This is a genomic window from Pigmentiphaga sp. H8 (assembly GCF_003854895.1).
In the GTDB taxonomy this organism is placed as follows: Bacteria; Pseudomonadota; Gammaproteobacteria; order Burkholderiales; family Burkholderiaceae_B; genus Pigmentiphaga.
On the sequence record NZ_CP033966.1, the window covers coordinates 1247784 to 1260376 of the forward strand.

The following is a 12593-nucleotide window of genomic DNA, read 5'->3' on the forward strand; positions in this document are numbered from 1 at the left end:
GTATTCACCTCAGCACGAGAGCCGTTTTCCTATGAGCACCGATTCCTCGTCGTCCGGCCGCAATCCCGCGGTCCGTACCCGCTTCGCGCCGTCGCCCACCGGCTTCCTGCACCTGGGCGGCGCACGCACCGCGCTGTTCTCGTGGGCGTTCGCGCGCCACCATGGCGGCACCTTCGTGCTGCGGATCGAGGACACCGACCTGGAGCGTTCCACCCCCGAAGCGGTGCAGGCCATCCTGGACGGCATGGCGTGGCTGGCGCTCGAGCACGACGAAGGTCCCTTCTACCAGATGCGGCGCATGGACCGCTATCGCGAGGTGCTGGCAGGCATGCTGGCCGCCGGCTCGGCCTACTACTGTTATTGCTCGCCCGACGAACTCGAGGCCATGCGCGAGCGTGCCCGCGCCGAAGGGCGCAAGCCGCGCTACGACGGCACATGGCGGCCCGAGCCGGGCAAGGTCCTGCCACCGGTGCCCGAGGGCCGCAAGCCGGTCGTGCGCTTCCGCAACCCGCTGGACGGCGACGTCACCTGGAACGACCTGGTCAAGGGCCCCATCACCATCGCCAACGCCGAGCTGGACGACCTCATCATCGCCCGGCCGGACGGCACGCCCACCTACAACTTCTGTGTGGTGGTGGACGACTGGGACATGGGCATCACCCACGTCATCCGCGGCGACGACCACGTCAACAACACGCCGCGCCAGGTCAACATCCTGAAGGCCCTGGGCGCCACGCTGCCGGAATACGGCCACGTGCCCATGATCCTGGGACCGGACGGCGAGAAACTGTCCAAGCGCCATGGCGCGGTCAGCGTCATGCAGTACGACGACCAGGGCTACCTGCCGGAAGCCATGATCAACTACCTCGCGCGCCTGGGCTGGAGCCACGGCGACGACGAGATCTTCACGCGCGAGCAACTGGTCGAGTGGTTCGATACCCGCAGCCTGTCGAAGTCCGCGGCGCAATGGGACCCGAAGAAACTCAACTGGGTCAATGCCCACTACATCAAGCAGAGCGGCAACGAAGACCTGGCCGCGCGCGTCGTGCCGCGCATCGCCAAGCGGGGCGGGGCGGTCGACGGCGTGGACCTGCCGGCCATCATGGCGCTGCTCAAGGAGCGGGCCGAAACCCTCGAGCAACTGGCCGACGACGCGATGCTGTTCTGCGGCGAATTCGATGCCGCCGCCACGCCGCCGGAACTGGTCGCGCAGCACCTGACCGATGCCGCGCGCGCGATCCTGCGCGACTTCGCGCAAGAGGCCGGCTCGATCGAATGGACCCGCGAGCAGATCTCGGCGCTGATGAAGGCCACCCTGGCCAAGCATGGCGTCAAGATGCCGGCGCTCGGGATACCGCTGCGGGTGGCTGTGACGGGGCGGGCGCAGACGCCGGCCATCGATGCGGTCCTGTCATTGCTCGGTCGCGAGAAAGTGCTGGCCCGCTTGCACGCGGTTTAAAAACCGTGCATAATCTCGCTTCTTCGCAGGACGGGGGTATAGCTCAGCTGGGAGAGCGCTTGCATGGCATGCAAGAGGTCAGCGGTTCGATCCCGCTTACCTCCACCAGTCCAGGAAGAAGTTGTTGCAGTACTGTAGTTCCGGGTCCCCTTCGTCTAGAGGCCTAGGACATCACCCTTTCACGGTGAGTACAGGGGTTCGAATCCCCTAGGGGACGCCAGCCGAACAGGTTGGCAGCAGTAAGAAACGCCGCTGCGGAGCGGTAGTTCAGTTGGTTAGAATACCGGCCTGTCACGCCGGGGGTCGCGGGTTCGAGTCCCGTCCGCTCCGCCAAGAATCAGAAAGCCCTGCTAAATCGCGTATTTAGCGGGGCTTTTGCTTTTCTGCTCCGGCATCGTGGAGCCAATCAAGCTTTCGAGTCTTGGAGGCTGGTACCAAAATGTGGTACTTTTCACAAATGAAAGCCAAGCATCAGCGCACGCTGGAACTGATCTTCTCCCGTCCGACCCCAGGCGGAGTGAAGTGGTCGGCCATAGTGGGGCTGTTTCATGAGCTTGGAGCGGAGTTTGTCGAACGAGAGGGATCCCGGGTCGCAGTCGTTTTTCGGGATCAGGTAATGGTCCTACATCGCCCTCATCCGACTCCCGACGTAGACAAAGGCGCTGTTGCTTCTATCCGCAAATGGCTCGAAGAATCAGGAGTCAAGCCATGAAGAATGTGATGAACATCGACGGCTATCAAGCAGTTATCCAATTTGACCCGGAAATCCAGATGTTCCGGGGAGAGTTCGTCGGACTCAATGGTGGGGCCGACTTCTACGCGTCGGATGTTCCCGGCCTCGTTCGCGAAGGGAAGGCATCGCTCAAGGTCTTTCTCGATATATGTGAGGAGCGTGGCATTGAGCCGCGCAAGCACTTTTCAGGGAAGTTCAATCTGCGTGTTTCCTCGAAGGTACACGAAGCCGCGAGCATTGCCGCGGCGGCGGAAGGCGAAAGCCTCAATCAATGGATTGCGAAGACCATTGAAGAGGCGGTGTCCACGCATTGAGAACATGGGTGAGATGCTTGGGTTCAAGTGCCGCCCTGCGTGGACTCGCAAGCAGAAATATGGCTATAATCCAGGTCCCGCTTGAAAAGCGTTTCTGCGGGCATCCACCCAGATGGATGGCAGTAACCGTGGGGGTATAGCTCAGCTGGGAGAGCGCTTGCATGGCATGCAAGAGGTCAGCGGTTCGATCCCGCTTACCTCCACCACAAAGCAGTTCCGGGTCCCCTTCGTCTAGAGGCCTAGGACATCACCCTTTCACGGTGAGTACAGGGGTTCGAATCCCCTAGGGGACGCCAATCGCCACAGGTTGGCAGCAATAAAAAACGCCGCTGCGGAGCGGTAGTTCAGTTGGTTAGAATACCGGCCTGTCACGCCGGGGGTCGCGGGTTCGAGTCCCGTCCGCTCCGCCACTTCGGAACAACAGTGGGCACTCCGCCCGCCGCCGTTCCTACGCCGTTAGCGGTGAGCACGCGTAGCAGGTTGTTCTTTGAGCCCATGATCCGGACTTCCTCGCGATCGACCTCCACCCGCTGCGCGATCGCGCGCAGACGATCGCGTCATAGAGCCGCTTCAAGCGCAGCTCCGTTTCCGCTGCGCGCCGGTTCAGTTCGGCGATGTGATCGCGACGCCGGTCGGATCGCTCCTGCCGGCGATCCAGAACTTCGGACAACACGTCTTCCAGACGATCTGGGTCGAGCAGCCTTTCTTCCAGATGACTGGCGACAAGATCGTCCAGCCGTTCCATCGCGACGGTCATGCCCTCGCACGCGGTTGCCCCCCTGCCGCGCCTTCATCGAGCAGGTGTAGTAGCGGTAGCGCCCGCCCTTGCCGGTGCGGATCGTCATCGCGCCGCCGCATTTACCGCAATGGATCAGCCCCGTTAGCAGCGTCGGACCGCCGACGACTCGCGGGTGCGCGACCTTGGGGCTGCGTGACTTGAGGTGCGCCTGCACTGCGTCGAACGTCGCTTGCTCGATGATTGGCGGAACCTCAACCGCAATCACCTCGGCGGTCGCCCGACACACCGCCGCCCGGCGTCGAACGGCCAAGCCGCCAACTCGGCGTTTCGGACGGCGACGGTGCAGTCCCACAGATCATAAGCGTCGGCGCCCAGCCTATCATCATCGTCGCCGATGGCCTTGATATCGTCGAGCAGTTGGGCTTCCTCGGCGAGGATCTCTTGGGCGTACGCGATCGAATAGCCCCGCATGTCGATATAGTCGCGGTTCAGGAGAATCCCGTCTTTGGCGTCGGCATTTTCGAACGGGCCAATCGCGGCAGGGTCAAGTTCCCTCACGATCTCCACGTCAACGCTTTCCCACAGCATTCGACTCCCCATTGTCCCTTCCACACACGCGAAATGTGCGAGACTGGGGAGCATCGTTGGGCCATGGTCGCGGTGAGACCACAACGTTTATCGTAGTGCTACAGCGTAGACATAGTCTCATCTTCATCGGTGTGCCCCGCCATTCCGCCATTTGCCGCCGTTTCGACTTTTGAGCCGTCGCCGCTACGCTCGGCTGCTGAATGATGGCTCGTGGGACTTGGCCTAAGGCAGCCCGACGCAGACATCTGCCGTTGCCCCACGAGGCAGGCGTAATATGATCCCCACCTAATGGAGATGGAAATGGAGATCCGGGCGGGCCTTCCAATAATCGGCTTTGAGGACGCCGCCGCCTTCGGCACTTGGCTGGCGGCGGAACCGAGGACTTCGAGGGGGGTGTGGCTAAAACTCGCCAAAAAAGGCGCGGCGGTTACCAGTCTCTCGAAAGCGGAAGCAATCGACACGGCGCTTTGCCATGGCTGGATCGACGGCCAGCTCGACAAGTATGACGAGGAGAGCTGGCTAGTTCGCTTCACGCCGCGCAAGCGCGCAAGCAAATGGTCCGAGGTCAATCGGACCCGCGCTGTGGAGTTGATCAAGCAGGGTCAGATGCAGTCCACTGGCTTGGCCGAGGTGCAGGCCGCCAAGGCGGACGGTCGGTGGGATGCTGCTTATGCGCCCGCGAGCTCGGCGCAAGTGCCGCCCGATCTGCAGGCCGCGCTCGATGCCGCGCCCCGGGCCGCAGAGTTCTTCGCGACTTTGAAAGGTGCGAACCGCTACGCGATCCTCTATCGCGTCAGCACGGCGAAAAGGTCCGAAACGCGCGCCAAGCGTATCGCTGATTTCGTTGAGATGCTCCAACGCGGCGAGACGGTTCATGGCTAGTCCAGTACCCCTCGTTCGATTGGCGTATGTTCTGGACAGCCTTGCCACCTGGACAGACGGCAGGTAGTAGGTCGGCAAAGGCATCACTTGACGGCGTAAACTGGGGCCGGAAGGCCTCCGTCTGCTATCGTAGCGCTACAGCGTAGGTATAGTGCTCATCTTCATCGGGCGTAGCCCGCCAAGGAATTCCAAGGGTTAGTGCGCTAGCAGCCACTAGCCTTTTTTGTTTGGGCGTTGGTCATGGCTGTTGCCGCCTCGCGGAGCCGGGCATGCGATTTGCGGGAATCCCGCTCCCTACCCCAAGACCAAGAGGTGATGCCATGAAATGCTCGAGTTCCACTCGCAACACGCTGCTCGCCGTCCTGCTGGCGGCCGCCACGCCACTCGCCATCGCGCAGACCAGCTCGCCCAACCAGACGAGCCAGGATGCCAGGACCGACATGGGCCCATCCACCGGCTCGTCCGGCAAGCCCCTGCCCGCGGGCCAGGGGAAAAACAGTCCGCAGCCCGAGTCCACGAAGCGGACCGGGCCCGTCGAGCACGGAAGCCGCAGCGACATGGGGCCGTCCAGCGGAGCCTCGGGCAAGCCCCTGCCCGCCGGCCGCGGCGGCTCGGACGCGGCTCAGCCTTCCGGCGACCGCACCCGGCCCGGCGGCAACGACCGGGACTCCCGGACCGACATGGGGCCGTCCTCGGGCGCGTCGGGCAAGCCGGTTCCTTCGCCCGACAACGGCTCGTCGTCGGGGGGCTCAATGCGGCGATGAGTAGCGGAAATCGGCGCCCGCCTTAGCTGGCGGGCGCCGGCTTGCCGCGGGACGGCATGTCGATTCGTCGGCGAATAATGTCGATTGGTCATTCCTGATTGACAATTCCAGCACCCACTTCCAATATCCGCCACGTCCATGCGTGCTCCGCATGACGGCTGCCGGTGCGGTGGGCCGCGCGGGAGCGGGCGTCAACCAGCGGAGTGTTCCCCGACCATGCCATTCCCCCTCGACCCGGCCGACCTGCAGCGCCGCAGGCTTTTCAAGTTCACCGCGTCGGCGCTGGCCGTGCAGGCGGTTGCCGCCTGCGGGGGCGACGCCAACGCCGCCGACGGCAATGCCGACGACGCGGTACGCAAGGCGGTAGCCGACTTCGGCGCGCTGGCGCCCGAGGGCACGCACTGCCTGGTGCGGGCCGACGTTCCCGAGGCGTCCTGGAGCGCAAGCTACAACCCGGATCGGCAACTGTTCATCGGCAGCGCGATCAAGACCTTCATCCTGGGGCAGTTCGTGATCGACGCGGAAACGTCGTACAACGGCACTTCCGGGAACATGCCGCAGACCATCGGCGACGAGGTCCGCTCGCCCGGCAGCCCCGTATTCGTCGACCTGAACGGCACGCTGCCCGCCAAGTACGCGCTGGAGGCGATGATCGCCCACAGCGACAACACCGCCACCGACATGGCCTATGCCGCCGTGGGGGCGGACCGGGTGCGGCAGCTGATAGCCCGGGCCGGGCTCACGCATACGCGGATCCCGGATTCGACGCGCCGCCTGTTCTCGTACCTGGCCGGGGCGCCCGATGGCGTGGACCTGGGCTGGGAAGCCTTGATGGCGGAACTGGCGAAGCCTTCGCTGCCGAACGCGCGGCCGGCGATCAACGACAGGCAATCGATGCTCAGCACGGCCACCGAACTGGTGGCGTGGTACCGGCAGTCGCTGTCGGGCAAGTTCTTCACCCAGCCGGCGACCCTGACGGAGTACAAGCGGATATTGGCGATGGCCGACGCCATTTCGCTGGTGGTGCCAGCGGACATCATCGCCTATGGCAAGGGCGGCAGCATCGACTGGCTGGATTTCCACACCATCAGCTTCCCGGGCCAGATGATCGTCGACCAGGTGCTGGTCACGTTCTGCTTCACCTACAACTGGCGCGGCGCGGAAACCAGCACGGGCGCGCCTTTCCAGGCGTTCGTGAAGGCCGTCCGGCCGGTATTGCAGGCGTGCGTGGACGCCATACGCAAATAGCGCAAGAGGCCAGTCATGGACAGCGAGCCGCCGTTCGAGAACCTGGAGCGCGGCCAGTGCGCGCCGGCGCCCTTGCTGGGGGGCTGGGTCCACCAGGTTGCCCTGGCGCTGATGAGCCGGCCCCAGGACGAGGCCATCTTCCTTGCGTTGCAGGCGCTGGGAACGCTGGCGCAGGTCGATCGAGCATGGATGTTCGAATACGATGCGCGGGCCCTGCGCTTTCGCAATACCCATGAATGGTGCCGGTCCGGCATTACGTCGCATGTGAGCGACCTGCAGGACGCGCCGGTCACGATGATCGCCTGGCTGCATCGAGCCCTGAACCAGCAGCGCGCCGTCATGGTCCACGACGTGGCGCGGATGCCGCGCGCGGCAAGGTCGGTGCAGGTGGAAATGCTGCGCCAGCAGGATCGCAGCGTGCTGAGCGTGCCCGTTTTCCACGAAGGCCGTCTGCGCGCGTGCATAGGCTTCGACGCGACGCGCGCGCCGGTGCGCTGGCAGCCGGCGCAGGCGCTGGGCCTGTTCCTGTGCGCGGACCTGATCGCGCAGGCCCGCTATGGCGGCACGGAAACCGAGCGTGGCCGGGCGCGGGCGCAGCTCTACGAGCCCCTGCTTTACCTGCGGTTGGGGCACGGAACACGCGGGCTGGCCCCGGCGGACATCCTGGGCGTACGCTCGGCGCGCGACTATTCGCTGATCTGGCTGGCGGGCGGCGACTCGGTCAAGGACATGCGGCCCTTGTCCGCCTGGGCCGAGCTGCTGCCGCAAGAAAGCTTCATGCGCATCCACCGCACGGCGCTGATCAACCTGGGGCACGTCAAGGCGCTGGAACGCAGTGCCTCGATGCCGTGGACCGTCCAGTTGCGCGGCCTGGGCCGGCCCTGGTCGGTGTCGCGGCCCTATCGCCAGGCGCTGCGCGCCAGGCTGGGGGTTTGACGCCTGAGGGCGGGCGCGCATCTTGCTGAGGAGCAGGCAGGCCTTGCCAAGGCCGCTTCCTTCGCTATCGAGGAGAACGCCATGCTCACCACAATAATTCTGATCATCCTGCTGCTGGCGCTGGTCGGCGCCTTTCCCGCGTGGCCCCATGCCGCCAACTGGGGATACGGGCCCTCGGGCATCATCGGGGTGATCCTGGTCGTGCTGATCGTCCTGCTGTTGATGGGAAGGATATAGGCCCCGGGCGGCGGGGAGACGCTCAGCGGCGGTCCTCGCCGCCCTGGCGCTCGCGCCAGTTGCGCCGCATGAGAATGAACGTGAACGAGGTGGACCAGCCGATCAGGATCAGGCCCACCAGGGGTTCCACCGAGGCCAGCAGGCGCAGCGGCCCGGTGGGAAAGATGTCGCCCAGGCTCTGGGTGGTAAAGGTTTCCAGTCCGAAATAGATGTAGGCCAGGGGGCCCGCGCTGGCCGCGCCGGTCAGGCGCCCCAGGCCCAGCCATTCCGCGCCTATCCAGTAGCCGGCGCCGAACAGCATGCCTTCCAGGCAATGAGCGGCGATGATGGCGCAGATCAGCACGCCTATGTTCGCCCGCCCGCTCCAGCGCCGCGGATGGATGGAGGAAATGAAGCGCAAGGCTTCGTAGTGCAGGGCGACGGTGCCGATGGAGAAGACCACGGTCAGGCCGATGGCCAGGAAATAGTGCGCCGGCATCGTTTCTTTGTCAGGACTTGTTGCGGGTGGGGGACGATTATTGCAGTTGTAGCACTCCCCGGACGGTGGCCGCATGCGGGGGCGCCGCGCAATGCTACGCTTGATGGCCCCAAGAAGAAGGAGAACGTCCATGAAACGGACCTGGAAAATCCTGCTCGCGGCGGTCGTGGTGCAGGGACTGGCGGCCTGCGCCCAGCAGGGCGGCGCGGCGGGCGGCCCCGGCGGCAAGGCGGATACCTCGATCCTGACGGCCTACCACTGGCGCCTGCAGCAGGCGCTGAACGCGACCGGCGCGCCCCAGCCCGACGCGGTGAACACCCATGGCGGCCAGGCGCTGCAACTGACCTTCGCCGGCGAGCGCGTTGCCGTGGCGGGCCTGTGCAACACGCTGGGCGGGGGCTACCGTGTCGATGGCGCGCGAATGGCCATCACGCAAATGGTCGGCACCCTGCGCATGTGCCCCGACCAGGCCTTGATGAAATACGAACGGGACGTGGCCGAGCGGCTGCCGACGGTCTCGGGCTGGGAGATATCGGGCGGCACCGCGCGGCCTGACGCGGGGGCGCAGCCGGCCCTGAAGCTGACCTTCGCCGACGGCAGCCAATGGCGGCTGGCCGGCACGCCCACCGACCAGACGCGCTACGGCTCGGCGGGCGAGACCATGTTCCTGGAGGTGGCCCCCGACCTGGTGCCGTGCAGCCATCCCCTGATTCCCAACATGAAGTGCATGCGGGTCCGCACGGTCAGCTACGACGGCGCCGGCATCAAGCAGGGCTATGGCGATTGGGAGGCCTTCTACGGCAACATCCAGGGCTATACCCATACCGCCGGCGTACGCAACGTGCTGCGGATCAAGCGCTATACCGTCGCCAACCCGCCGGCCGACGCTTCCCGCTATGCCTACGTGCTCGACATGACCGTGGAAAGCGAGCAGGTGTCGGGGCGCTGAGCTCCGGCCGGCGTTTCACCCCAGGCGCCGCGCGGCGTCCAGGGCCAGGCCCGTTCCTATGCTGCCGAACGTGTCTCCCTGGACCGCGCGCGCCGCGGGCAGCAGCGAGGCGACCTGGTTGCGCAGCAGGGGCACGCTGCTCGATCCTCCCGTGAAGAACACCGTATCGACCGCCCGCGCGGCAACGCCGGCGGTGTCCAGCAGCCCCGCGATCGTCCCGCCTATGCGGTCCACCAGATGTTCGATGGCGGCATCCAGGTCGGCGCGCGTCGCCACCTGGACCAAGCCGGGCTCGACGCGGCCCAGGTCCATCCGGGCCTCGGGCTCGGCGGCCAGCGCGATCTTCGCTTCCTCGACCTGGAAGGCCACCCAGTGGCCCGCGCGTTCCTTGACCAGTTCCAACAGCCGGGCGAGCTTGTCCTTCTCGGCCGATTCGTGGAACAGCTCGGCCAGCATGGTGGCCGACTTGCGGGCATAGACCTGGTTGATGGTGTGCCACGACGCCAGGTTGAAGTAGGGCGTCGAAGGCATCTCCTTGCCGCTGGCCAGGCGGCTGCCCAGCCCCAGCAGCGGCATCACGGTGCGCAGGCTCAGGTACTTGTCGAAGTCGGTGCCGCCGATGTGGACCCCGCCGTTGGCCAGGATGTCGTCGCGCCGGTCGGCGGCGGCCGCGCGCGCGGGGTTCAGGCGTATCAGCGTGAAGTCCGACGTGCCGCCGCCGATGTCCACCACCAGCACCAGTTCCTCGCCGGTGATCTGCGATTCATAGTCGAAGGCGGCCGCCATCGGTTCGTACTGGAATTCGACGTGGCGAAAGCCCACTTCGCGGGCGATCTCGGCCAGCGTCTCCTGGGCCTTGGCATCCGCGCGCGGATCGTCGTCGATGAAGAAGACGGGGCGGCCGAACACCGCCTGGTCGAAAGTCCTGCCGGCCGCGCGCTCGGCGCGCCGCTTGAGCTCGCCGATGAAGCGGGAGAGCAGCAGGCGGAACGGCAGCGCCCGGCCCTGGACCTCGGTGTGGCCTTCCATCAGCGGCGTGCCCAGCAGGCTTTTCAGCGCCCGCATCAGCCGGCCGTCATAGCCTTCAAGGTAGTCCCGGACCGCCGCGCGGCCGAAGCTGGTCTCGATGTCCTCGGCGTGGAAGAAGACCGCCGAGGGAAAGGTGGGCTGGCCGTCTTCCAGCGGCAGCAGCGAGGGGGCGGCGGGCCGGTGCCAGCCGACGGTGGAGTTGGACGTCCCGAAATCGACGCCGCATGCGTTTGAGATCATGAAGGGAAAGGAAAAAGGCGCCGCGGCCCCGGAGGGGACTGCTTTTCGGTCGCGGAGTGGGACCGCGACGGAAAACACAGATCGATATGCGGTCTTGGCATGGTCCGCCTGGGCGGGCCGGTGTTAAAACGTGGAACGACGTCATTGTATGCGCAGCCACCGACCGTGCCACGTCCCGTGCATGGTCCTCGTCCAAAGGAGCCTTACGCATGTCATTCAAAGCCTTAGCCGCGGTCGTTGGCGTGTCGCTGGCCGGCATGGGGTGCGCCGTCGCGCCCGTCGGCGAAGACGCCGCGCTGAAGCAGGCCATCGCCAGCCCGGCGCGCACGCCGGCGTTCGTCGCCCGCGATGCCGCCCGCAAGCCTTACGAAGTGCTGCATTTCCTCGAACTGAAGCCGGACGCCACCGTGGTCGAGATCTCGCCCGGGGCCGGCTACTGGACCGAGATCCTCGCGCCGTACCTGAGGCCGCGCGGGACCTACTACGCGGCCCAGTATCCCCAGGACGGCGGCGGCCGTGCCTATTACCAGGAGTACTACCGGAATTTCCGCGCCAAGCTGGACGCCAATCCGGCTCTGTACGACCGGGTCCGGGTGACGACCTTCGGCAAGGGCCGCTACGATATCGCGCCGCCGGGCAGCGCCGACATCGTGCTGACCTTCCGCAACCTGCACAACTGGATGAACGACGGCTATGCGGAGGAAGTGCTGGCCGCCTTCTACCGCGCCCTCAAGCCGGGCGGCATCCTGGGCATCGAGGCCCATCGCGGCCGGACCGACAAGCCCCAGGACCCGCGCGCGGCCGACGGCTACGTGCGGCAGGACTACGCGATACGGCTCGCGCAGCAGGCGGGCTTCGTCTTCGCAGGCAGTTCGGAGGCGCTGGCCAATCCCAGGGATACCAAGGATCATCCGGCGGGAGTCTGGACGCTGCCGCCTACCTTCCGGCTGGGCGACAAGGATCGCGAACGCTATGCCGCGATCGGGGAGGCCGACGGGTTTCTGCTGAAATTCCGCAAACCCTAGGTCTTGGACGCTGGCAGCCGGGCGTAGCAGTGCTTGCAGATGGCCGCGGCGGGATGCACGTACTTGCCGCAACTCGGGCACTGCTTGCCGTGCTTTTCACGGGCGATTTCGCGCGCCTTCGCCCGTTGGCGAGCCTTGAACACGAAGACCCCTACGCAGATGGCAGCGATGATGGCAATGAAAACAATCATGCTCTTCCCGTTGAATTTGCGCGAACGAGTATAGGGGGGATGTGTTATCGGAAGTTTGCAGGATGTCTCAATTGTTATAAAGAACGCAGGGTTTTTTTCTGCGAAAGACGCACTGCGCGGGCCGGGAAAATTGCCTCGCGAGCAACAGGGTCGCCTGAACAGTGGCTGAAAGCGCGATTGCGCCCCAGGGGAATCCCGGGGCGAAGGCCGCATGGCCATGGAAAGAAGGCCCGTCCGCTAGCGAACGGATACACATGGCTGGACCATGGCCGGTCATGATGGCCAAGTTACATTTTTCGGCAACCCTATCGGGAAATCGGTAACGGCGAAGCCGGGGTGTTCAGGCTTGCCAGTAGCCGCCGGCCTCGATGGCGCGGCGGACATCCTCGGGCACCTCGATGGGCCGCATGGTGTGCATGTCGATGAATACCAGGACCAGCGCGGCGCGCAGGCGTACCGGCTGGCCGTCGCCGGCGCGGCTCAGTTCGATGGAGATCTTCAGCGAGGTGCGTCCGACGCCGTCGATCCGCAGCGCCGAGGCGATGTCTTCGCCCAGCCGGCTGGGGGCCAGGAAATCGACCTGCAGGTTGACGATGGGGATGGCGATGTGCCGCTCGCCATGCAGCGCGGCGAAGCCGGTGCCCAGGCCGTGCCGGAGCCAGTGCTCGACGGTGTCGTTCAAGATCTCGACATAGCGCGGATAGAACACGATGCCGGCGGGATCGCAGTGCTTGAAGCCGATCTCGACCGGCATGACATGGATGGTTCCCATGCGGTTTCC

The 12593-nt window shown here is 65.4% G+C and carries 16 protein-coding genes, 6 tRNA genes and 1 pseudogene; 16 read left to right on the forward strand and 7 right to left on the reverse strand.

From position 1 onward, the window contains the following. Positions 1-31 precede the first annotated feature (31 nt). From gltX to EGT29_RS05935, 9 genes are all read left to right on the forward strand, one after another. Entirely contained in the window at positions 32-1459 is a 1428-nt protein-coding gene (gene gltX / locus EGT29_RS05895) for a glutamate--tRNA ligase (RefSeq protein ID WP_124688145.1), read from the forward strand. 32 nt (positions 1460-1491) lie between these two features. Further along, positions 1492-1567: transfer RNA gene (locus EGT29_RS05900), tRNA-Ala, on the forward strand. A 36-nt stretch (positions 1568-1603) separates the two neighbouring features. Beyond that, positions 1604-1679: transfer RNA gene (locus tag EGT29_RS05905), tRNA-Glu, on the forward strand. A 36-nt stretch (positions 1680-1715) separates the two neighbouring features. Next, positions 1716-1792: transfer RNA gene (locus EGT29_RS05910), tRNA-Asp, on the forward strand. 124 nt (positions 1793-1916) lie between these two features. Continuing rightward, positions 1917-2171 (forward strand): type II toxin-antitoxin system HicA family toxin, encoded by a 255-nt coding sequence (locus EGT29_RS05915; RefSeq protein WP_124688146.1) that lies wholly within the window; start codon positions 1917-1919, stop codon positions 2169-2171. After that, entirely contained in the window at positions 2168-2506 is a 339-nt protein-coding gene (locus EGT29_RS05920; RefSeq protein ID WP_124688147.1) for a type II toxin-antitoxin system HicB family antitoxin, read from the forward strand. The genes EGT29_RS05915 and EGT29_RS05920 overlap by 4 nt, the downstream gene beginning before the upstream one ends. A gap of 130 nt (positions 2507-2636) precedes the next feature. Next, positions 2637-2712: transfer RNA gene (locus EGT29_RS05925), tRNA-Ala, on the forward strand. A gap of 14 nt (positions 2713-2726) precedes the next feature. Further along, positions 2727-2802 (forward strand) — tRNA-Glu (locus EGT29_RS05930). Between the two features lie 37 nt (positions 2803-2839). After that, positions 2840-2916: transfer RNA gene (locus EGT29_RS05935), tRNA-Asp, on the forward strand. A 38-nt stretch (positions 2917-2954) separates the two neighbouring features. Here EGT29_RS05935 and EGT29_RS28715 read toward each other — a convergent pair. From EGT29_RS28715 to EGT29_RS05945, 3 genes and pseudogenes are all read right to left on the reverse strand, one after another. Beyond that, positions 2955-3263, reverse strand: coding sequence for a hypothetical protein (locus EGT29_RS28715; RefSeq protein WP_238160301.1), 309 nt, complete (start codon positions 3261-3263; stop codon positions 2955-2957). Between the two features lie 28 nt (positions 3264-3291). Next, positions 3292-3597: pseudogene (locus EGT29_RS28920) on the reverse strand (recombinase zinc beta ribbon domain-containing protein); the annotation flags it as partial. After that, on the reverse strand, positions 3507-3833 hold the full coding sequence (locus tag EGT29_RS05945) for a hypothetical protein (RefSeq protein ID WP_124688148.1): 327 nt from the start codon (positions 3831-3833) through the stop codon (positions 3507-3509). The gene EGT29_RS05945 and the pseudogene EGT29_RS28920, both read right to left, overlap by 91 nt. 300 nt (positions 3834-4133) lie before the next feature. Here EGT29_RS05945 and EGT29_RS05950 point away from each other — a divergent pair, with 300 nt between their 5' ends. From EGT29_RS05950 to EGT29_RS05970, 5 genes are all read left to right on the forward strand, one after another. Further along, entirely contained in the window at positions 4134-4715 is a 582-nt protein-coding gene (locus EGT29_RS05950; protein WP_192901796.1) for a YdeI family protein, read from the forward strand. Between the two features lie 320 nt (positions 4716-5035). Then, positions 5036-5479 (forward strand): hypothetical protein, encoded by a 444-nt coding sequence (locus EGT29_RS05955; RefSeq protein WP_124688150.1) that lies wholly within the window; start codon positions 5036-5038, stop codon positions 5477-5479. Between the two features lie 216 nt (positions 5480-5695). Then, positions 5696-6727 carry a serine hydrolase gene (locus tag EGT29_RS05960; RefSeq protein ID WP_124688151.1) on the forward strand — a complete coding sequence of 344 codons (1032 nt, stop codon included), beginning with the start codon at positions 5696-5698 and terminating at the stop codon, positions 6725-6727. A 15-nt stretch (positions 6728-6742) separates the two neighbouring features. Further along, positions 6743-7663 (forward strand): LytTR family transcriptional regulator DNA-binding domain-containing protein, encoded by a 921-nt coding sequence (locus EGT29_RS05965; protein WP_238160302.1) that lies wholly within the window; start codon positions 6743-6745, stop codon positions 7661-7663. Positions 7664-7744: 81 nt separating this feature from the next. Then, positions 7745-7900, forward strand: a complete 156-nt coding sequence (locus EGT29_RS05970; RefSeq protein ID WP_124688152.1) for a DUF3309 family protein — start codon at positions 7745-7747, stop codon at positions 7898-7900. Positions 7901-7922: 22 nt separating this feature from the next. On the opposite strand, the gene EGT29_RS05975 is transcribed toward EGT29_RS05970, so the two are convergent. Continuing rightward, positions 7923-8378, reverse strand: coding sequence for an ion channel (locus EGT29_RS05975; protein ID WP_124688153.1), 456 nt, complete (start codon positions 8376-8378; stop codon positions 7923-7925). Between the two features lie 130 nt (positions 8379-8508). On the opposite strand from EGT29_RS05975, the gene EGT29_RS05980 reads away from it, so the two are divergent. Then, on the forward strand, positions 8509-9327 hold the full coding sequence (locus EGT29_RS05980) for an META and DUF4377 domain-containing protein (protein ID WP_124688154.1): 819 nt from the start codon (positions 8509-8511) through the stop codon (positions 9325-9327). Between the two features lie 15 nt (positions 9328-9342). On the opposite strand, the gene EGT29_RS05985 is transcribed toward EGT29_RS05980, so the two are convergent. Beyond that, positions 9343-10596: an Hsp70 family protein gene (locus EGT29_RS05985; protein WP_124688155.1), complete on the reverse strand. Its 1254-nt coding sequence runs from the start codon at positions 10594-10596 to the stop codon at positions 9343-9345. A 209-nt stretch (positions 10597-10805) separates the two neighbouring features. On the opposite strand from EGT29_RS05985, the gene EGT29_RS05990 reads away from it, so the two are divergent. Continuing rightward, on the forward strand, positions 10806-11621 hold the full coding sequence (locus EGT29_RS05990) for a class I SAM-dependent methyltransferase (RefSeq protein WP_238160305.1): 816 nt from the start codon (positions 10806-10808) through the stop codon (positions 11619-11621). On the opposite strand, the gene EGT29_RS28430 is transcribed toward EGT29_RS05990, so the two are convergent. Further along, positions 11618-11812, reverse strand: coding sequence for a zinc ribbon domain-containing protein (locus EGT29_RS28430; RefSeq protein WP_161567713.1), 195 nt, complete (start codon positions 11810-11812; stop codon positions 11618-11620). The two genes, EGT29_RS05990 and EGT29_RS28430, sit on opposite strands and share 4 nt — an antisense overlap. Before the next feature lie 340 nt (positions 11813-12152). Further along, positions 12153-12584 (reverse strand): thioesterase family protein, encoded by a 432-nt coding sequence (locus EGT29_RS06000; RefSeq protein WP_124688157.1) that lies wholly within the window; start codon positions 12582-12584, stop codon positions 12153-12155. Positions 12585-12593 lie beyond the last annotated feature (9 nt).